Here is a 22476-nt window from a genome sequence, read left to right as displayed (position 1 = left end):
AAGTTCACTACAGATCCGATTTTCTAACTAACAACCAGGTAAGTGGCACTGATTCACTAAAAGTGTTGGCTTTATATGCCTATGCTAAACAAGGATTATATCCTGTTAATGACTGGAGAGCTTTTTGAATCAATGCCCGTGTTTTTCAGATACTTCTTATCTGGCAGTAAGTACTGTATACATAGCTTGTGCCTTTAACAAACACTCTGCATACTCCTGTTCGGGTATCGCATCATAGGTAATTGCACTCCCTACAGAGAAAGACAAATAGTGTTGTGTTACATCATACTGAATGCTTCGGATCACCACATTGAAATCAAAATCACCCTCAGGTGTAAAATATCCTACTGCTCCGGAATACAAACCTCGTTTCAAATCTTCATACTGATCAATCAGTTCCATTGCTTTTATTTTGGGAGCTCCTGTCATACTACCCATAGGAAAGGCATTCCGAATGGCCTCTATAGTATCAACTTCCGGACGGATTTCTGCCACCACAGTTGAAATCATATGATGTAAGGCTGCAAATGTATAGACGCCAAACATCTCCTCTACGACTACTGATCCAGAACGTGCACTTCGGGCCAGGTCATTACGCACCAGATCAACAATCATCATATTTTCAGCACGTTCCTTAACACTGGTATGTAGTAGATCCTTTAATATCACATCTTCGTCAGGTGACACTCCTCTCCGTATGGTCCCCTTAATTGGCATAGAAATAAGTTTATTTCTCTCTTTCTTCAAAAACCGCTCCGGAGAAGCACATAACAGATAGTGTGTATCTACTTTGCCGTAAACAGAAAAAGGCATCGGGGAAAGTGCGTTGAGAGCCTGATAGGCTTGCAGAGGTTGTAATACTGCATTTTCAGAGAAGAACTCCATACAATAATTAATCTCATATATATCCCCATCCAGGATATGTTCTCTCAGTTGCTCTACCGTGGCCAGGTACTTTTCCTTTGGGGTTCGCTGCTGAATATCTCCTTTGAAACTCAATCCAGAATTTTGAGCTATCGGAGTAGACAAAATAGTTTGTAGAATCTGGTTAGGGTTATCAAATGAAGCTATTGTAATAGTGTCATCTTCAAAGAAAATTAGTATCTCAGGAATATAAAAAAATGCATCAGGCAGCATAAAAGGATTTGAATTATGACTTTGCAACTCTTCTATCTCATTCTTAAGATCATAGCCCCAGTAACCAATTATCCAATCATTCTTTTCAGTTAGTAAATATTTCTGCATATCACTAAAAACCTGATCCTTCTGCAATAATATTCTCTCCCTTGCACCCAAAGTAAGCAGATTCCGAAATCCTCCATGTGGGTACTGGCTACCAAGTTGGTTATCTGTAAAAAAGTGAAAAAAATCCTGTGCCTCTGCCCATGTCAATGCCTGCGTACAAAATTGTTGCAATGAATAAAATCCTGTAATATCCTTAACAGAATATGTCTGGTACACTCTGGTTTCCATCTGACAAAGATAGAAGGAAAAGCAACATCAATATCCATTCTTGTCAGAGAGATTACTTTTCGGTTTGCCTTAAATAGAACTCAACCAAGAAAGGGTAACCCTGCTAAAAGTTCAGACACTATCTTTCTCTTTTATGGGAAATACTGAGATTCAACTCTACTATCCTACACAAAATACTATCTGAAATACCCTGACAGAGATACTGGATTTTACTTTTTTTTGGATACTATTTTGTTGTAAACTTGCAGCAAATTCTGACCCGACCTTTGCAATTACATGAAAAAAGTACTTTTCCTTGACCGTGATGGCACTATTATCGTAGAGCCACTTCCCGACCGCCAGATTGATTCTCTCGAAAAACTTGAGTTTATCCCAAAAGCAATCAGCAATCTGCGCAAGATTGCTGAAGAAACAGACTATATACTCGTTATGGTGACCAATCAGGATGGCTTAGGAACGGCTTCTTTTCCAGAAGATACATTCTGGCCTGCTCATAACAAAATGTTGCAAACATTGGCTGGTGAAAATATCCATTTTGCAGCCATTCATGTAGATCGTAGTTTTGATCATGAAAACCTGCCTACCCGTAAGCCTGGTATTGGTATGCTCACAGAATACCTCACAGGTGAGTACGACCTGGCTAATTCCTATGTTATCGGAGATAGACCAACAGATGTAAAACTTGCCCACAACCTGGGTACTAAAGCTATCTTTTTTGGTACAGACACCCAGTTTCAGACAGACCCTGTTGTAGAACTAAGCACTGACAACTGGGATGAAATCTATAAATTATTGCGATTACCAGCCCGTAAGGCAGAAATCACCCGCAATACCAAAGAAACTCAAATCACCATCAGCCTGAATCTGGATGGTACAGGTAAAAGTGATATGCATACAGGAATCGGGTTCTTTGATCATATGCTGGATCAACTGGCTAAACATTCGGGAGCAGATTTATCTATCCATGTAGCAGGTGATTTGCATATTGATGAACATCATACCATTGAAGATACGGCACTGGCACTTGGCGAAGCATATCAGAAAGCATTGGGAGATAAACGTGGCACGAATCGTTATGGATTCTTGTTACCCATGGATGAAGCCCTGGCTCAGGTAGGAATAGACTTTTCAGGACGTCCCTGGCTGGTTTGGGACGCAGAATTTAAAAGGGAAAAGATCGGGGAAATGCCAACAGAGATGTTCTTTCACTTTTTTAAGTCTTTTTCAGATACAGCAAAATGCAATCTGAATATTAAAGTAGAAGGAGACAATGAACATCATAAGATTGAAGCTATTTTCAAAGCATTCGCCAAATCCATTAAAATGGCAGTAGCCAGAGATATAAAAAATCTGGAAAGTCTACCCAGTACAAAAGGTGTATTATAAATTCTACAGTACTAGGGCACTGTGTATATAAAGAATATACACTTCTCATTATTTTAAGTAAATTAAAACAATAATTATACGCCTTGCTATTTATATATAATCAACAGTTTTCTTATGTTTACAGGAATTATTGAAGCAATGGCAGAAGTAACCGAAAGCAGGCAAGAAGGAAGTAACATTACTTTTGTCATGCATTCGCATCTGGCTTCAGAACTAAAAATAGATCAGAGTCTGTCACACAATGGCGTTTGTCTTACAGTAACTCAGGTTTGGGATGAGCACTATACAGTAACAGCTATTCAGGAAACACTGGACAAAACTAATCTAGGTCAGTGGAAGCCTGGAACCAAAGTAAATATTGAACGCTGTATGCCAATGAATGGTCGCTTTGACGGGCACATTGTGCAGGGACATGTAGATCAAACAGCTACATGTACCAATGTACAGTCAATGGATGGAAGCTGGCTGTTTGACTTCCAATATGATGCACAAACGGGTAACATCACTGTAGAAAAAGGCTCAATTTGTGTCAATGGAGTAAGTCTTACTGTAGTTAATTCACAAGATGATAGCTTTCAGGTAGCCATTATTCCCTATACTTATGAACACACCAACTTTCACAATTTAAAAAAAGGTGATTTGGTAAATCTTGAATTTGATGTCATTGGTAAGTATTTAACGAAAATTATACAAAGGTCTTATCGATAAAACTGTTAAATTTATAAAAAAATCATCTTATTCGCTGCCGAGTAAGAATCGGATTATCAAGCAGATACAGTATCTAATTTGTGTAACTCAAAGTTTTGATGTAAACTTGAGACATAGCATTCTACTGGCAGGTTAATTATCCTATTTTATCTGTGTTATCAGCATGGCGTTTTCTCCTATGTTTATGGAAAAACATAAAACTGATAAAAAGAAATTTACCCAACTGTGGAAGAAAAACATAATTCTATGAATTGTATTATCGTGGATGACGATGAAATGTCCAGAGCTATAGTCAAGCATTTCGTTGAACAAACTCAATTTCTTAACCTGGTGGGCATCTGTACAGATGCTATTCAGGCCGCCAACACCCTTCAGACAACGGCTGTAGATCTTATTTTCCTGGATGTGGAGATGCCGGAAATGACAGGAATGGAACTCGTAAAATCATTGACATCTAAACCTCAGGTAGTTATCATTTCTTCCCGCGCTGATTACGCCGTTGAAGCATTTGAGTATAGCATTGCTGATTATCTTGTAAAACCTATCAGTTATGCGCGTTTTCTTAAGGCAGTTGAAAAGGTACGTGATTCATTTGACGCTCAATCTGGTGGGAATGGACAATCCCAGGATCTGTACATTAAGACAGATGCAAAGATTGTAAAAATAACCCTTAAAGAATTATTGTATGTAGAGGCGTTAGCAGATTATGTAATATTACATACTGCTACAGCACGATATATTGTTCACTCTACCATGAAAGGGATTGAGAAAAAGCTTTCAGATGGTTCATTTGCACGTATTCACCGTTCCTATATCATCAACACAGAAAAAATTGAATCTATTGAAGATTTGTCAGTTGTAATTAACAAAAAATATATTCCTATCGGAGCATCTTATAAAGATACATTCCTGAAGCGTTTAAACATTCTCTAAAACAAAAAGCCTTCATCTGAAGGCTTTTTTATTTCTATTGAGCTGTACCAGGTAATACATATCGCTTTGAAATCTGGCCATGGATAAGCCATAAAAACACACCACACAAAACACCAATACATGCGCCTACCAGAATATCCAGAGGGTAATGAACCCCTACATAAATACGACTATAGGCAACCAGTCCAGCCCACGGAAATAGCCAGATAAAATAAGACATTCGAGAACGTACAAACAGGAAAAGGCTGGTAGCGAGCGCAAAGGTGGTAGAGGCATGAGAAGAAGCAAATCCAAACCGCCCCCCACATCCACGTAACACATATACATTCTTTTGAATCTCTACTACATGACAGGGACGTAGGCGCCCTACATAAGGCTTGATCATTCCGGAAGTCACATAATCAGCCAGCCCAACGGCAAGAATTGCAGCAACAAGTATCCATACACCATTTACCTTATAGGTACGAATAATCAGAAATACAAGCAGCAGATAAAGAGGAATCCAAAAATAGGAGTCGGTAATCCAATACATAATGGGGTCCAACCAGGCAGCGTGATACTGATTCAGCTCCAGAAACAGTTTGGTATCCCATGCTTTTAGTTCTTCAATCAAAGAAATACGATAATTTAGTAATATGTATAGCAAAAGCTTCAGAAGCTTAGCGAACAAAAATTGTAACCACTTTTTAACTAGTCCACTCTATGCCTTTTTTGAGTAAGGCTAATGTCTGCTCTTCTCTGCTTCCGGGTTGCACCTGATAATTGTAATGCCACTCAGCTACGGGCGGCAAACTCATCAGAATGGATTCTGTCCGCCCATCTGTATCCAACCCAAACTTGGTACCTTTGTCATATACCAGATTAAACTCTACATACCGGCCTCTACGTACCATTTGCCATTGCTTTTCAGCCTCATCATAAGGAAGTCCCGCGTTTTTAAACATAAAGTAAGTATAAACAGGTGCAAAGGTCTCTCCTACTTCCTGGACAAATGCAAACAACTGATCTTTAGATAATCCTTCATTTTCAGAAAGTCGATCAAAGAAGATCCCCCCTATGCCACGAGTTTCCTGACGATGTTTAATATAAAAATAATCATCTGCCCATTGTTTGAATCGCTTATAAAAATCGGGGTGGTGATGATCACAGGCTGTTTTTAAGGCTGTATGAAAATAGTGCGCATCTGATTCGTCTACATAATGAGGAGTTAGGTCTATTCCTCCCCCAAACCACCATACACCATTTGTCATCTCAAAGTATCGCACATTCATATGAATGATTGGTATCATCGGACTAGATGGATGGAGTACGATAGATACACCTGTTGCGTAAAAATCCGACTCTGATAACTTTAATGCTTGTAATATCTGTGCCGGTGTCTGTCCGTGAACAGCAGAGAAGGCTACTCCACCTTTAGCCAGTACGTTGCCATTTTGAATTACACGTGTCCGTCCACCACCGCCACCAGGCCTTTCCCATTGATCTTCTATGAATTTTGCTTCTCCATCTGCCTCTTCCAAAGCGTGGCAAATTCTATCCTGCAGACCTTTAAACCACTCTGTAATTTCTTCTTTTGTTACCATATACTTCATTTTAAACGGCACAAAAATAACAGGAATCTCCAAACAACAACCTCTTCTTTTTCAGGAAATATTATTCCCGATAAAAAATAGTATATTAAACCCGGTACTTGTTTATCCACCAGAACAGATGAATCGTCTATGGATTTATGCAGACTACCGAATAAATTCTACCATTTGCTGACCAGAGAGAATATATACATAAAAACCCCGGAATCTAATCTATTTACTTTTATGAAAGCACACTTAAAAACAGAGTTCTATTATAGATTCGACGGTCATCCAAAGAGTATGTCTCATATTCAGAATGCACTTCATGAAATGGGCTATCCAATCTATCATATTGAAAAACAAGAATCTGATTTACAGGAAGAAACCAGATTTCATCTTTTCTTTGACAAACCTGTACCTGAAATTATTATGGCCTCTGTATTTGTTGATTTATCTTTTTTCTTTTCTATATATCAGAACTAAACAGGCCAGCACCCTTATGGTAATTGGATGTGTATATGATCATCATGACGTACAGCCTGACAACCATGAAAGCGAATTTTATCATACTTCATCAGATTCATCCGCTTTTTGAGATAAGGTTCGATAAAGAGCTTTCCAATTCGTCTATTTTGAACCAATAACAGTATGATAGCCTTAGTCCTTCGACTATCAAAGAGATAGTTCTTCTTATTCCCCTGTGGCATTACTCTTTGCAGCAATGAATACTGTCTATATCCTTTTGATGTGCAATAAGCAGCAGTATTCTCCTCATTAGAAGTCGGCTCTTCACAGATCCCATATCCAATAGGTGATGGAGAATCATTTACAGGTTGTTGTGTAAGTACATCTGTATAGAAAAAAGCCAGATCCAATTTTTTACCATCATTATGGCTTAAGTGAGGCAATAAAGGAAAGCCATGTATAAACGGAAAACCTGCATCGAGGTAATGAACAACAGTTCCCGGAAACTTTGCTGTCATTTGCTCAGAAGTCTCTAACACAACATTTCGCAACTCTTTCCGGACATAATGTCTGTTCAGTAAAACAGTCATCAGTGTAAGTGGCCTTAAGGAACCATGGTTAATAGGCAAAGGTACACGTCCCCAAAGGCTGGCAAGCAAAGGTATAAGACTAAATGTAACAATGAGGTAGATCAGCAAAGGTCCAAGCAGATATGCAATCCAGCGTTGAATTTTATGTAAAACATACTTTTTGATGTAGTTAAGAAGTGGTATACATATCAACCAGACAATACCTCCTATCTGAGTTAAGATAGTAAACAATACAAACAAAAAACTATGAAAAAGTACAATACGAATTTTTCTCACAATGAAAAAAGTAGTTGCAACCAAATTATTTATACATTAATCTCTTACTATATTAAAAATACACTTTGAAGGTCGATCCCTGATCTGGCATGCTTTCTACCTCTACCTTTCCCTGCAGAGTTTCTACCTGTGTCTTTACCAAATAGAGACCTAATCCTTTTCCATCTACATGTGAGTGTACACGTTTATAAAACCCAAAAATCTGCTGCTCAGTCACAATATTCAAATCTATTCCTAATCCATTGTCCTTCACTATAAGACAGGTATACGTATTATCTGTAAGTGTTTTGACATGTATAGAAGGGATTCGATTGGGTGATCGGTATTTGATAGCATTTGAAATGAGATTATATAAAATGCTATGGAGATAACTTTTCACAGAATACACTACCTCTTTACCAGAAAAATCAGCAATAATTTTTGCATTAGCCTGCTCAATCTCGGTTGTGAGTCCTTTTGTCACTGTATCAAACAAATCATAAAGGTTTATTTCTTCCTTGATGGTATTGAGATTTTTGCGAATAGTAATGATATGAGATAGATCATGAATTATTAGATCCAGATTGTCAGCACATTGCTCTAAATACCCCAGCAACTCCAGATTAAAGGGATCATTCATATCCTCTTTATTGAAGATAGTAGTCAACCCTTTGATACGGGCAATCGGAGACCGAAGATTATGAGAAAGTATATAAGAAAACTGATGTAGATCCTGGTTTTGCTGTATCAGGCTCTCAATGGTATTTTTTAATTCGAAAGTTCGTTCCTGAACGGTATTCTCCAGTTCTCGGTTAAGTTCAATTAATGTATGGGTTTGGGTTTCAATAAGTTGCTTTTGCTCCACAAGAGTTTCATTTACAGCTCTTAATTCCTCTTTCTGTTGGTGCAATACATGATACTGAGCCTCCATAGTTGTATTGGCAGAAACGAGTCTTTGTGTTCGTTCTATCACCTTTTCTTCCAGTAGCGTATTTTGCTGCGTGATATAATGTAGCTTTTCGGCCTGACTATTTTCTTTCTCTTTCTGCAACTGATTTATCTTATCTGATAAGGCAAGCGAAATAAACATACATTCTATTGCTCCACCCCAAAGTGTTGCATTTTCGGTATAGATACTACCAGGTATCCACCCTAACAAAGATAGATTCAGAAGAAGGAGACTAAGTAGAAAAACTCCCCATCCCAGACAATAAAACACTGATCCATTCATGTTTTTTGCCAATGCGACTCCTGCAATTAGTAGTAAGTAAACTGAGGTTATCAGACTAATTACAATACCAATATAGCTATCCCATAAATAGATTGGCAGAAGATTAACAAGAATGCCACAAAAGATTAAAATAGAAAGAATATAAAGACCCTTATGAAGTTCAGGAAGCCTTTTAGGGGTATCCAGAAATGACTTTGTAAACAGTATCATAAAGAAATAAGAACACATAGCAATACCAGGTAAATACACATTGATCCTATATGCATATTCTGGAAAAAACTCAAAAACAAATCCTTTCAGTAACAGGTTAATCAAAATCTGAAAGGTAATGTGAAAGATATACCAGATATAGGAGCTTTCCCGAAATATAAAATACAGAAAACAATTGTACATCACCATAATAAGCATCAGCCCAAAGTAAATACCATATACAAAATCAAATCTATGATTGCGATTTACTAAAGTGCGATAGGTAGTAATGTAGGCAGGTAATGTAACCACTCGATTACTCTGAAAACGAATAAAGCAGGTAATAGGCCCTCCAAGTGCAGGCAATTCAAATAACCACTTGTTAATCTGGAAATCCTTGCCAGCCAAACCTTCTTTTACTTTATATTCTCCGTTTGTATCAGGATAATAAAGTATTACATTTTGTAGCTGTGTATTATTAATCTCCAGCAAATAGGGCACATGCATAGTATGTGCCACAGTAAATGCCATCCAAACAGCCGATTTTGTATTCCCAAAGTTAGGTATCTGGCTTTTTGACTCAGTAAATAAATGAGAAGTATATAGTGTTTTTACTGTATCAAAAGACAATGAGTTTGTGGAATCGATATAAAAATAAGAGGAGGATCCAATAGGTACTCTATCGTTATCGCCAATTGTTATTATCTTCTGTGCAAAAGCTACACAACAGATATGCAGAGAAATCAGATAAAACAATATGCTTTGCTTCGCCACAACTCGTATACAATGAATAGTTTTCTTAGCCTAAATTACTACGAAATATAACAGTTTCAGAGAAAAGAAATGCAAGATCATCCTAAACAAAAGCCTTTAATCTTGTAAGATTAAAGGCTTTTGTTCTGTAATTACGAAGAAAATAGTATTAACGGGACTTAATCACAAATTTGACAGTACCAACACCCCCTCCATCGTTTCCATCTTTAGGAGTATATGTACCAGAATTTACATATTTTTTGCAGACAGCAATATCAGCAGGTGACAGAGTAGCTTCTTTGACAGTTACACTTTGTATCTTGCCATCTTCATCTATCGAAATATTAAAAACGACAAATCCATCACTAGCCAGTTCATCCGGATTAGGCTGTCGGATCTTTGCACTCCATCCCCGAATATTTGAGTTCACTCCAGATCCTACTCCTCCTGCGTCTCCACCTCCGGAACCAGGAGTACCACTATAGTTTTTAGATCCCATGATCCCTCTGGGATCACCTTTGTCACCTACTTTTCCTTCGTCATCCCCGTTATTGTTTCCAGCTACTTTATTACTGGTTCCATTATTAACCCCTCCTGCTCCTGTTTTATCTGTTTTTGTAAATAAAGACCGTTGATCTACCTTTGGCTTTTCTTCAACCTTAGGTGCAGGTGTTGCCGGTGTAGCTGGCTTAGGAGTCTCAACAGGTTTCTTTACAGGTGTTTCTTCTGCAACCTTCTTCTTTGTTTCTTCCTTTTTAGGTTCTGGTTTTGTCTTTACTTCAAGCGGACTGTCCTCATCATCTGAGGTAACAATCGCATCATCATTGCTTGCCTTTGGAGAGGATTGAGATGGAGGTGGCGTTACAGGAGCTGCCTCCGGTTTTGGCTGCGGATCAACAGGAGGATTTCCAGATTTTGCATCCGGATTCGGAGGATTCGTATTGGGAGGAGCCAGTGACTCGACGTCTCCACTGCCCTGCTGATCAAATCCATAACTTACTTCTACTCCACCTTCAGCAATCTCAGAAGGTAAAGGGTCAGGAATAATCATCACAATCCACAAAAAGCAGATCATGAACAATCCAATATACAAAGCAGACGTAATAATCAGCGCAATCCGCCTGTTTTCTTTTTCCTGTGAAGAAATTTCTATTGCCATAGTATCTTAATATTCTGATAAGAAACACACTTGCAAAGATATAGGATTCATCATGTATCTTTTAGTATTTGCTGCTAAATAAAACATGATCCTATTTCCCTAAAGTCCTTATAAAGCAAAAACCCCGCCGTTAGTAGTAACGACAGGGCTTTGATTTTATTTCTTTTTATACTTATTCTTCATATACCCACGCAGCCGGATATTCCTTTCTCATTTCCTGTGCTTTCGATTCTGCATCTATACTATTACTAAAATCAGCAACGGATACTTTTAGTAACCCATTAGCACCTCTGGCAAGTACCTTTGCATGTTTGTAACCTGTTCTCATTAACGCATCTCTAAAACGATCAGCATTTCCACTAACAGAAAATCCGTTTACAATAACATAATAGCGAACTGCTGCCACTGTTTTCGGTGCAGGTTTTGTTGTATTCTCAGTGAGATTGTTAGTAGACTTTGTACTAATTGTTTTCTTCTCTTCTGTAGTTATAGGCTCAGTAACAGAATCTTCTTCCTGAAAACTTTTAATAGCATTTTCTGATGTCGAAATTTCCCTGGTATCATCCCAATCTGTCATAGGACGGGTAGCAGTATCTGTATTGACAGGAAATTGAGTAGTTCCACTATCAGATTGGCTTTGAGACTGCACATTGTTGCCTGCCTGCGCAACACTATCTTTGGCATGCTTATTAAACGTACTGAAAGGGCTTAGAGTGCTTAAGTTATGTTTACCAGTCTGAACCAGAATAAAATATCCTGTAAATGCAGACAAAGCAACCAAAGTACAGAAGCCCAGCACATACCAAAGTGCCTTATTTCTGCGTAGTATAGATATTTTTGAATTTCCTTCTGTAGTTTCTTCCGTATAAGAAACAGGTTGGCGATCTTTTGTACGTGTTTTAGGCTGATAGGTACGACGTTCAATAGGTTTGAAGTCCATTTCTGGTAATCCATACCCTGCATTCAGATAGTTGATCCGATTTATCGGTTCAAACTCCATTTTTTGTTCCGGATTCAGAGACAGCGTTCCGATTTCATCGAATACATATTTCTGATTTTGCCATATTTGTTGCCGAACATAGTCGGAAAAGTCTTTCACTAATTTTGTAGCCTGTTCGCGTGAAACGTTTTCTCCAACTGCAACATGGCTAATCAACAAGCCGTCATTTAAGCGCAACATTTCATTAAATGCAATTTCCTTGGAAGGTGGCATAAACTTATGACGCACAGGGTGAACAGTTGCCGGTGCATATTTAGAAATAAAACCACCAAAATCAGGAATTACAACACAATCATTGGCAAAAAGAAGTTGTCGAATGTACTTTTCAATCATCATATAAAGGTTAAAACGAATAGGTTGCTCCCAAAACCAGCGTAAAACCTCGGTTAGAATAGTTCAGAAATCGCTGATAATGAGTTGACAGCAGGTTATTTAGCGACAAATATGCAGAAAATTTTTCTAAAAAAATATATTCTCCTTTTAAATTAATATCTGCAATAGGATCTAACTGTACTGCACGGGCAGTCACAGGGTTCTTTGCCTGTATGCCACCCAGGTAATAAATCTCTGTATTCAAGAATACATTTTCAGTTGCAGCAAATCGTCCGATGACTGTTGCGGTAAAGGTAGGACGGTGCCAAGCCTGTTCTACATTTTTGACATTATATTTGAAAAAATCCGCTTTTCCTGCAATTCTGAAGCGTTTTCCTGCATCATACGCTACCTCCGCAGACAGGTTTAAAACGGTAGTTCCATCCTGGTTATAGACTAAATCAAACCGTGAAGTATCCGTGCTGTTATTCATATAGAAGTACATATTCTTATAGCGAGCATACGAAGTACGAACATCAAAGCTCAATGCTCCTCCCAGTTGTCTCTTGATGCCACCATAAATTTCAGACGACTTGGATGTATTAAAAATTTTCACCCGGCTGTTCAGATAAGGGTTTTCATTAGCCAGTTGTCTGAAATAGTTGCGCTGCATATCTCCGGAAATCCCTCCAAATACAGTAAAAGCGTCCCCTATTGTGACCTGCGCTTCAGCTACCGGATACAAGTTCACTTTACTTAATGCATCTGTAGTATCATTCTGTGTTACAACATTTAATCCAGCAGTGATTGAAAATGTCTCTCCTTTGTATTGTATCTGAGGTTTGATGCGAAACAGATTCCGGCTTACAGACGCACTATCCTTTAATCGGGTGAAATACATATCCGTTGGCGCCAGAAAAGACAATTCCTCTGTGATCTTATATTTGGCAGCCAGATTAATAGCAGCTTCAAACTCACCAGCATCATACGAATCACTGATATTGGAAACATTAAAATTGAGTTTGTAATCCAGAGGTGATTCTACATTATTGTTTGTAAAAGATGTCTTGAGGGCTATGGTACTAAAAACCTGTTTTATATCTTTTCTATCTCTTTCATCCTGTGTTCCATAAAAAAAATATCGGTCTCGATTATACTCCAGTGCAGCAGAAGCGGTTAAAGCACTGGTAAATAACTTAATGTTTCCACCCAGAAAATTTTCCTGTGTACCAGAGTTTCCTTTGTACACAGGTCCTGTTCCAAATGTCTGGTTTTTAGCCCGGAGATTCCAGGAAAAGGTCTGATTCTGTTTTGCCCCCAGGAAAGCCTCAGCATATAAATTACTATAGTTCCCTATTCCAAATTTCAGATAGTTGCCTGTAATATCACGAGCAGGCTCCTGAGGCATTTGTAGAATACGAAACTTGGTATTCAGATCAGCCAGTCGAAGGTTACGGTCTGTGAACTGAAAAGGTTGTGTAGATGCGTCCGGCTTTTTAGCTGTAATCGTGACCTTCTCAAAGTTACGTTCAGCCTCCGACAATGTAATAGCACGGCTCTTTTCAATAACAATCTCTTCTGATTCTATCTGTCCTTTTTTAACAGGCTTTCCTCCCTGCGCAAAAACAACTACAGGCAATAGAAACACGCCAGTCAGAAGGATCTTTAAACGTTTAGGTAATGTGGGTTGGTGTATCATTTTAGGTATATGCATCCTACGAAAGGTCTTAATATCTTAGATAAATAAAACTGTATTTTGTTCAGTATGTATCTGCAGGACAAGTTTGCAGCAGCATTTATTTACTTTCCAGTGCTTTAAGTTTAGTCTTGGCTTCAGCTACTACCTCTTTATCTCCAGAATTTTCAATAATAGATTGAAGCGTTGCTTTAGCCTGGAATGCTTCATCCAAAGCCACATAGTTGTCAGCAACTAATAAAAATGCTTTTCCTCTCCATTTTTCGAATGATCCAAATTTATCATTCACAGCAAAACACATTTCCAGAGACTCTTTGTACTTCTTCTGCTTATACAAGGCATCAGCTACCAGATACTGAGCTTCGGCACCATACTCGTCCTGAGCTGCATTTGCAGCAGATAATAGCTCATCTACAGCCTTCTCATAGTTATTCTGGAGGTAATAAGACTTTCCTTTATACAACAACGCTTTATTAACAGCACTTGGGCTTGAACCTCCTGTAGCTACTACCTGTGAGACATAATAACGTGCAGAATCATAATTTGGTAACTGATAATATGATTCCATTAATCCGGACAACGCAGCAGTCTGATCTTTCTTGCTTTGAGATGCAGTTAATAACCTACGATAATAACCAGCTGCAGAAGAATAATTCTTGGCATTTAATTCCAGATCTCCCATACGGCTTACCGAACGAACCAGATATTGACTACGACCTTCACTGATTACCAGCTGAAAGTTTTTAACAGCATTAGCTCTGTCCCCAAACTTGTAATAGGAATCTGCGATATAATAACGTGCATCATACTTCTGTTCTGAATCCGGATGATTGCGTATATACGCTTCCATAGCTGAGATGGCCTGCGGATATTTTTCATTCAGATACAAAGATTTAGCAGCGTCAAACTCTATACTTTCTGTTGAGTTATCCTGAGGGTTAGCACGTCGATATTTTTCCAGGTAAGACCCGAACTCATCACTTCGTTTGGCAGATGCCAATGTTTCCTGTAATCCCAATAACGCACTATTAGATACCTTGCTGGTTGGATATTTATCCAATATACGTTGATAATCAGCAATGGCTTTGTCATACTGTTGCAGATTGCTATACGCCAATGCTCTTTTCTGTAATGCATAAGGTACCACTCCACTACTGGCACTGGATTCAATCACACGGGTAAAACCTGTAATGGCAGCATTGTAGTTTCCTTTTTCGAAATCTACATCAGCCCGTTGGTACATAGCATTATCAGCATATCTTGAACTGCTATATTTATTTGACAATTCATCAAATGTACGACGGGCTTCTTCATCTCTTCCTGCAAAATTCAACGCATTGGCTTTCTGAAAAAGGATATAGTCTTTTTCAGCACCTGGTAAGGCAAGAGCCTGATCATATAATTGAATAGCTGCATCAAAATTCTTAGCCACATACTGACAGTCGGCTAATCGAACCAGTGCATCCGCATAATTCTTGCCATTCGGCCCTACTGCAGTTGTATACTCTCTGAAGTGGGTAGCAGCCTTATCATATTCTTTATTATTATAGTAAGCATATCCAATACCATAACGGCTTCTGTTATAGTATTCAGTATTTTTAGATTCAGGTTCCCGGAATACTGCTGCATATTCATTAATAGCAGATGGATAATTTTGTACGGCTGACTGAGTTTCTCCTGACCAGAAATGGGCTGCAATAGCCACTTCTGTCACTTTGGGACGTGAAAGAGATTTCTGAAACTGAGTTAATGCCTCATTATATTGGTCCTTGTTAAAAAACTCAGCTCCTTTATTAAAAGTTACCCGTTGATAGGCTTCATCTATTTTAGGCGTTCTATTTGGAATCGCTTCAATATGAGCAATGGCCTCATTGTAATTATTGGAAGCCAGATACGATTCACTCAATAGTTCATTGATCTCGTTCTTATAACTACTAGTAGGATAATTTTTCAGAAAATCTTTTAACAGGGCAGTAGTTTCAGGTCCGGCATTCGTTTCAAAGCTCACCTTTGCATGATAATAAGCAGCATCTTCAGCCACTTGTTTGCTCGCCTTTCCTCTTCTGGCCTGATCAAACGCAGTTAGTGCAAAAGGCTTATTGCCACTCTGCAGATAAGATAATCCCATATGATAGGACGCATATTGAGCCAGTGTATCTTTTGCAGTAGTAGCTGTAATTTTAAAATTCTCAGCAGCCGATTTGAAATCACCTGTTTTATACTGAGCATATCCTAACCGATAGGCAATCTCAGGCGCAGGTCTGGATTTAGTCTTTCCTACAGATTCTTTCAGATAACGGGCAGCATTGGCATAGTCTCCTTTACGATAGTAAGACTCACCCACTAGTAAAAAGACTTCATCTGCATTCCGAATATCTTTACTTGTACCTAGCGTTTGAGCATATTCGATCAACTCATCGTATTTGCCTTGTTTGTAATAAACATTGACAATCATGTAAGGCACCATCGGAGCATATTCAGGACTTTGAGCAGCTCGCTTCAAATCAGTTAGTGCTTCTGTGTAACTTCCTTTTCTATAATTACAATATCCAGCATAATAACTGGCAGCATAGGTGTATTTATTATTACTCCGCTTTAGCTCATCAAACAGATTTCCAGCCTTTAAAAAATCCTGTTTGCTAAAGTACAGATACGCAAGCTTAAACTTGGCTTCTACCTGTTGTTCTTTGCTTAAGCTGGAGATATCGACTTTCTCAAAATAAGCGATAGCTTTGTCTGTATTCTTTTGATTAAAATAGTAATTCCCCATCTCGTAGTATGCCAGTGCAGCTTTGGGGTGATTGGGATATTCTGCAATGAATCGTTCAATAGTAGGCTCTGCATCGTCATTTTCCAGATACAAGGCACAAATAGCTACGTAATACTTAGCTTCAACAGTAAGTAAGTCTCCTTTATTAAGATCTATATAATCCTGAAATGCCTTTTGCGCAGTTGCATATTTTTCCCGATCAAATAATTCCAACGCAGTCCGATACGTATAATCATCAGCGGAAAAAGTCTGGGTTGTCTGAGCAAAAGAAGTGAAGGAAATTAATAGGAAAGCAAGGACCGAATAAATCAATATTGCCAGTTTCTGCATGAATGTAACAAAATAAGTGGTCTGTTATAGAACCTCAAAAATAGTATAATATTGTAAACACCCATAAAAAAATGCTATCATACATAGAATTTATCCCGAAACGAACTATACATTATACACTATCCGGGTACTTTCAGTGTATAATGTATCTATTAACACCGAAATATATAAATTTTCAATAGGCACATAAAACAAAAGAGCAATCAGAAGTCTGACTGCTCTTTTACCTTTAGTAAAACTATTAAAACCTACTTTTTATTTAATAGTTTGTATAACCTTATCTATTTTATCAGCATCTGCTTTTCTTTCCAAAATAGTGTAGATACTTTTTAGTGGCTCCAACACTTGCATATCATCTTTACGCAGACTGAAATTCTTTTCAAAATAAGGTAATGCTTTCTGGAAATGACCTTTCATCTCTGTCTCTACCTTTTTACCTTCTTTCTGGTAAGTTTTCAGATCCATATCTCTTACTTTTTTATTCAGATCTGCACCTTTGTTGTAATGCAACACAGCAAGGTTAAAGTTAGCGTCATAGTTATTAGGATCAACAGCCAATGCTTTCTCATAGTATTCCTGGGCTTTTACTTTATCACCAGTCTGGTCATATAAGATCCCTAGGTTTTTCAAATACTCAAGATTATTCGGATCTGATTTAAGAGATTGTTCTAGGTTAGCCTTTGCCTCTTCTGATTTACCCATCTCAATATATAAATTGAATTCATTTTGCTTCAATTCTTTATTGGTTGGGAATTTAGCCAGACCTTTTTTTACGATTTCCAATGCTTTTTCATTGTTTTTCTCTGTACGATAGATAGAATGAACAACATTGTAGATACTTGGATCATTGCTTCCCAGATTAATCAAAGCTTCAAAAGCATCACGAGCCTTTGCATAATCTTCTGCCCGTTGATAAGCAACACCTGCATACAAAGCCGCTACAGTGTCTTTTGCATTCAGCGTACGTGCCATATCAAAATATTTGGCAGCAGAAGCAAATTTATCTTCCTGATATTTTTTGCTACCCATATTTAATGCGATAGGATGCAGATCGGCAATTTTCTTATTCGCTTCTTCTGCTTTTTTAGCATCCAGTTCTGCGGCTTTTTTATAAGAATCGTATGCAATCTGTAATGCATTGGTATCTAATCCAGCATAATTAGGTAGAGGGCTGTTGGCAATACCTGCATAAATATCTCCCCGATAAAGCCAGGTATTTGCTTTAGCAGCTTGCTTTTCGTTGGTTATGGCTTTATCTATTTGTGTTTTTGCTTCATCTAGTTTGCCTGATTGTAAAGAGGCATATGCAGCTCCTGCCTGTGCAAAAACACCCACAGCTGTCAGTTGAAACAAGCAGGCTAAAAAAACTTTTTTCATGATTATAAGGGTTTATAATAGAGTTATAAAGATTTGTACTAGGTTCTACGTAGGCTGGTATGGAATAGTTGCGATTTACAGTTTACAGCCCTAATAACGTATTCCTTCTACAAACATGCAAATTCAAATCCAAAAAATCCCATTCCATAAGGATAAATCTTTATAGAAAATAGATCTACTAGAAATTAATCCTGTTTGCCTAAAAGGCAGTATACCATTCACCCTTTGCCTAACTCACAAAGAATGAATGGTATAAAGAAGAACAATATCTTATTCTGTTATATTATCTATTTCTGTCTGTGGTTGTTCTCCTTCACTGGAATTTCCTGCCTCCTCCATCTTTTCAATCTTAGCAATAGAAGAGATTTCGTCGTCTTCGTTCAGACGGATCAAGCGCACACCTTGTGTATTACGTCCCATAACACGAAGTTCAGCAACCTCCATCCGGATAATAATACCTGATTTGTTAATAATCATCAGATCATCAGAATCTGTCACCTCTTTCACAGCAACCAGATGGCCAGTCTTTTCTGTAATATTCAGCGTTTTTACACCTTTGCCACCTCGGTTGGTAATGCGGTAATCGTTTACATCAGAACGTTTTCCGTATCCTTTTTCTGATACAACCAATAATTGAGCATCCTCTCTGTTAAGGCAAACCATTCCGATCACTTTATCATTGTCAGCGAGACTGATACCTCTCACACCAGCAGCAGTACGTCCCATAGGTCGTACGCGGTCTTCATTGAAACGAATAGCCATACCAGATTGTGCAGCAATAATGATTTCGTTAGAACCATTCGTCAGGGCAACATCCAACAAGCGATCTCCTTCATTTACAGTAATGGCATTGATACCAGCCTGACGCGGACGGGAATATGCCTCCAGTGTAGTTTTTTTAATGGTACCATTTTGCGTACACATTATCAGATAATTATTATTAATATAGTCTGGATCACTCAATGTTTTCACATTGATAACCGCCCGTACTTTATCGCCTGACTCTATCTGAATTAAATTTTGTAAAGGACGTCCTTTAGAGTTTTTACTTCCTTCCGGAATCTCATATACTTTTAACCAGAATACTTTTCCACTCTCTGTAAAGATCAGCACATAGTTGTGTGTAGTTGCCACAAATAAATGCTCTGTAAAATCAGCCTCTTTGGTAGCAACACCACGAGAGCCAACACCACCTCTTCCCTGAGTTCTGTATTCATCAAGTGAGGTTCGTTTTACATATCCTTCATGAGTAATTGTGATGACCATTTCTTCGTCTGCAATCATATCTTCCATTGTAAATTCATCGGAAGAATATTCGATCTTGGTACGACGGGCATCGCCATAACGCTCTTTGATCTCAATTAACTCGTTGGTAATAATCTCCATACGAAGATCTTCATTGGCGAGTATGGATTGCAGATAAGTAATCAGTTCGGCAACTTCTTCAAATTCTTTTATAATCTTATCACGCTCTAGACCAGTCAAACGCTGTAGTCTCAATTCCAGAATAGCACGAGCCTGAATTTCAGTCAATCGCTGGCCAGGTTGCAGAGGTTCTACATTAGTCAGTTCGATGCGGCTCATCAATTTTACAAAAGCAGAATCAGCCTCAGTTTTGAAACCAACCCCTTGCATCAGATTAGCTTTTGCCTCATCTGGGTCTTTGGAATTACGAATCAAAGAGATAACTGCATCCAGATTGTCAAGCGCAATCAGTAAACCTTGTAAAATATGAGCTCGTTTCTCAGCCTCTCTCAACTCAAACCGAGTACGGCGAACAACTACTTCATGCCTATGCTCAACATACACTTTGATCAAATCTTTCAGATTCAGTGTCAATGGACGACCTTTTACAAGGGCAACATTATTAACACCAAAGGAAGATTGCAGTGCAGTATACTTATACAAGTTATTAAGGACTACATTGGGAACAGCATCCCGTTTCAGTTCATATACGATTCGCATTCCATCACGATCCGATTCATCACGAATATCAGAAATGCCCTCTATCCTTTTTTCATTGATAAGGTCAGCCGTTTTCTTAATCATATCGGCTTTATTAACCATATAAGGGATCTCTGTAACTACAATCATCTCGCGACCCGTTTTATTGGTCTCAAAAGTTGCATTACCACGCATCACAACCCGCCCTCTGCCTGTTTCCAAGGCAGCTTTTACACCCTGATATCCATAGATAGTACCTCCTGTAGGAAAATCAGGAGCTTTCACAAATTCAATCAGTTCGGCAATAGTGATATCAGGATTCTTTATGTAGGCAATGATACCATCACATACTTCAGATAAGTTATGGGGGGCCATATTTGTAGCCATCCCAACCGCAATACCAGATGAACCATTTACCAGGAGATTTGGAATCTTGGCAGGCATTACAGTCGGCTCTTCTAATGAGTCGTCAAAATTAGGTCTGAAGTCTACAGTATCTTTATAGATATCTGTCAACATTTCTTCAGCAATACGTTTCAGACGAGCTTCTGTATAACGCATGGCAGCAGGAGAATCCCCATCAATAGAGCCAAAGTTTCCCTGACCATCTACTAACGGATAACGTAATGACCACTCTTGGGCCATACGTACCATAGTGTCATATACAGAGGCATCTCCATGTGGGTGGTACTTACCAAGAATTTCCCCAACAATACGGGCAGATTTTTTATATGGCTTATTGTAGTTTACCCCTAATTCAACCATTCCAAATAATACCCGACGATGCACAGGTTTTAAGCCGTCACGAGCATCAGGCAAGGCTCGTGAGATAATCACTGACATAGAATAGTCAATGTAGGCCCCTCGCATCTCATCTTCGATGTTAATAGGGATAATGTTTTCGCCGGTTGTAGTCATATTTTGTCTTGGCTTTTAATTTTTTTGTCTACAGGGTCTTAAAATTGTGTCGCAATTTATGAAAAAATGACCGGATTACCAACCTATGTCAGGTATTCTAACAAAATATGACAGATTAAACTTTATAGTTTAAAACATGACTCATTATACATGTAGTTTCGTTTTTCTAACAGCCTGATAGAAACAACAAACCCTGTCTGATAACCAGACAGGGTTTGTTAAAACAGATTGTATATTGTTTAGAAACCTTCCTCTTCTTCTTCTGTTTCCTCGGGAGCTTCTTCTTTTTTCTTTTTCGATTTCTTTTCCTTTTTGGCTTTTGCCTTCCGCTCTTTTTTGGATTCTTTTGGGGTAGTTACATTAGAGGCATCACCTTCTTTATCTCCTTCAAAAATTTTTATATCCTCTGATTGCGGGTTCTCATCGGCAGGTTGTTCATCAGATAATGACTCTCCTTTTTTAGTTCCCTTACGTTCCTCTTTTTCTGCATCTTCTATCTTCTTCTTCTTGTATTTTTCAATACGCTTACTCCATGGTTTATTATCCTTATGTTTATATTTATATCCAGGTTTATATCCCTGACCTATTTTAGGATCTTTGGTTTTGATTAGCTTATGTTTCTTAGCTCCGGGAGTCACCTTTACTTCTTTGTATCTTTGCCACCACGGAATACCACGATAAACAGGCCCAAGGTTTGACTCTGGGCCGGCATTAGCATCATATACCAGTGCAGCTTCTCCACCACCACCCATCATCGAAGGATGCCGATGACGCATTCGGATATGACAGTTATCGAATGGACATCGCTTGACACGACAGGCATCGAAAACAATCATCAGAAGGATAAAGGATATTATAGTAGCAACTTTCTGGATTCTAAACATATTTACTATCTCAAATAGTGAATATTAATTCACGTAACGTTTCTTAATACTAGTTTATTTCAATGATTCTCAGCAAAATACGGCTTTTTCCGATAAAAGATTATATTACTATACGTTCTACAGGTAAGAAAGTTCTCAATTTAGTAAGCTAAGGCTTCTTAATGTAACACAATCACAATATTTTAGAACATCCTGTAAAATCCTCTGATTTTCAAAACGATATACAAGATGTATTAATACCATTCAAATTTCACTCATACTACTACACCTTTTTGCAGTTGATAAATATACTAACTAATAAATCAGATTCTCTGTACTCAAATACTATACCATTCCTGCTCAACCATTACAGGTGAGGCTCGCCATCTGAGAGGTTTATAGCATCTGCCTTATATAACAAAAGTCCAAACATCATCAGAATACTTGTGGTTAAGATTACAAAGAATCGAATTTCATTAGTAAAGCTTCCCTATTGCAAGCATTGCGGTAGATTGCAGAATTAGCAATCTGATGATCAGATCGATGAACAACA

At 38.2% G+C, this 22476-nt stretch carries 16 protein-coding genes; 4 read left to right on the top strand and 12 right to left on the bottom strand.

The window, feature by feature from the left end; all coding sequences use genetic code 11:
- Positions 1-156: 156 nt before the first annotated feature.
- Positions 157-1473 carry an anthranilate synthase component I family protein gene (locus QNI15_RS30540; protein WP_314035497.1) on the bottom strand — a complete coding sequence of 439 codons (1317 nt, stop codon included), beginning with the start codon at positions 1471-1473 and terminating at the stop codon, positions 157-159.
- A gap of 276 nt (positions 1474-1749) precedes the next feature.
- Here QNI15_RS30540 and hisB point away from each other — a divergent pair, with 276 nt between their 5' ends.
- From hisB to QNI15_RS30525, 3 genes are all read left to right on the top strand, one after another.
- A complete protein-coding gene (gene hisB / locus QNI15_RS30535) occupies positions 1750-2859 on the top strand; it encodes a bifunctional histidinol-phosphatase/imidazoleglycerol-phosphate dehydratase HisB (protein WP_314035495.1) in 1110 nt (369 codons plus the stop codon).
- A gap of 114 nt (positions 2860-2973) precedes the next feature.
- A complete protein-coding gene (locus tag QNI15_RS30530; RefSeq protein WP_314035493.1) occupies positions 2974-3567 on the top strand; it encodes a riboflavin synthase in 594 nt (197 codons plus the stop codon).
- A gap of 246 nt (positions 3568-3813) precedes the next feature.
- The gene (locus tag QNI15_RS30525; RefSeq protein ID WP_314002239.1) at positions 3814-4500 is read left to right on the top strand and encodes a LytR/AlgR family response regulator transcription factor; all 687 of its coding nucleotides are present in this window, start codon (positions 3814-3816) and stop codon (positions 4498-4500) included.
- 34 nt (positions 4501-4534) lie between these two features.
- Here QNI15_RS30525 and QNI15_RS30520 read toward each other — a convergent pair whose 3' ends face one another.
- Together QNI15_RS30520 and hemF are read right to left on the bottom strand one after the other, a co-directional pair.
- Positions 4535-5146, bottom strand: a complete 612-nt coding sequence (locus tag QNI15_RS30520; RefSeq protein WP_314035491.1) for a phosphatase PAP2 family protein — start codon at positions 5144-5146, stop codon at positions 4535-4537.
- A gap of 40 nt (positions 5147-5186) precedes the next feature.
- Positions 5187-6083, bottom strand: coding sequence for an oxygen-dependent coproporphyrinogen oxidase (gene hemF, locus QNI15_RS30515; RefSeq protein ID WP_314035489.1), 897 nt, complete (start codon positions 6081-6083; stop codon positions 5187-5189).
- 231 nt (positions 6084-6314) lie between these two features.
- On the opposite strand from hemF, the gene QNI15_RS30510 reads away from it, so the two are divergent.
- Complete coding sequence (locus QNI15_RS30510) at positions 6315-6554, top strand: hypothetical protein (RefSeq protein WP_314002233.1); 240 nt, start codon at positions 6315-6317, stop codon at positions 6552-6554.
- 14 nt (positions 6555-6568) lie between these two features.
- Here QNI15_RS30510 and QNI15_RS30505 read toward each other — a convergent pair whose 3' ends face one another.
- From QNI15_RS30505 to QNI15_RS30465, 9 genes are all read right to left on the bottom strand, one after another.
- A complete protein-coding gene (locus QNI15_RS30505) occupies positions 6569-7402 on the bottom strand; it encodes a hypothetical protein (protein WP_314035488.1) in 834 nt (277 codons plus the stop codon).
- A 52-nt stretch (positions 7403-7454) separates the two neighbouring features.
- Positions 7455-9575 carry a 7TM diverse intracellular signaling domain-containing protein gene (locus tag QNI15_RS30500; protein ID WP_314035486.1) on the bottom strand — a complete coding sequence of 707 codons (2121 nt, stop codon included), beginning with the start codon at positions 9573-9575 and terminating at the stop codon, positions 7455-7457.
- Positions 9576-9723: 148 nt separating this feature from the next.
- The gene (locus tag QNI15_RS30495) at positions 9724-10713 is read right to left on the bottom strand and encodes a hypothetical protein (protein WP_314035484.1); all 990 of its coding nucleotides are present in this window, start codon (positions 10711-10713) and stop codon (positions 9724-9726) included.
- A 172-nt stretch (positions 10714-10885) separates the two neighbouring features.
- Positions 10886-12049, bottom strand: a complete 1164-nt coding sequence (locus QNI15_RS30490; protein ID WP_314035482.1) for an HU domain-containing protein — start codon at positions 12047-12049, stop codon at positions 10886-10888.
- 7 nt (positions 12050-12056) lie between these two features.
- Positions 12057-13724 carry a hypothetical protein gene (locus QNI15_RS30485; RefSeq protein WP_314035480.1) on the bottom strand — a complete coding sequence of 556 codons (1668 nt, stop codon included), beginning with the start codon at positions 13722-13724 and terminating at the stop codon, positions 12057-12059.
- A gap of 97 nt (positions 13725-13821) precedes the next feature.
- Positions 13822-16821, bottom strand: coding sequence for a tetratricopeptide repeat protein (locus tag QNI15_RS30480; protein ID WP_314035478.1), 3000 nt, complete (start codon positions 16819-16821; stop codon positions 13822-13824).
- 255 nt (positions 16822-17076) lie between these two features.
- On the bottom strand, positions 17077-18198 hold the full coding sequence (locus tag QNI15_RS30475) for a tetratricopeptide repeat protein (protein ID WP_314002219.1): 1122 nt from the start codon (positions 18196-18198) through the stop codon (positions 17077-17079).
- Between the two features lie 270 nt (positions 18199-18468).
- Positions 18469-21060, bottom strand: a complete 2592-nt coding sequence (gene gyrA / locus QNI15_RS30470; protein WP_314002217.1) for a DNA gyrase subunit A — start codon at positions 21058-21060, stop codon at positions 18469-18471.
- A 239-nt stretch (positions 21061-21299) separates the two neighbouring features.
- Positions 21300-21944 (bottom strand): hypothetical protein, encoded by a 645-nt coding sequence (locus QNI15_RS30465; RefSeq protein WP_314002215.1) that lies wholly within the window; start codon positions 21942-21944, stop codon positions 21300-21302.
- Between the last annotated feature and the right edge of the window lie 532 nt (positions 21945-22476).

The sequence above is a fragment of the Xanthocytophaga flava genome, from assembly GCF_030068545.1.
In the GTDB taxonomy this organism is placed as follows: domain Bacteria; phylum Bacteroidota; class Bacteroidia; order Cytophagales; family 172606-1; genus Xanthocytophaga; species Xanthocytophaga flava.
The sequence above is the reverse complement of the archived record's forward strand: the minus strand, read 5'-3'. Positions and strand labels throughout refer to the sequence as shown.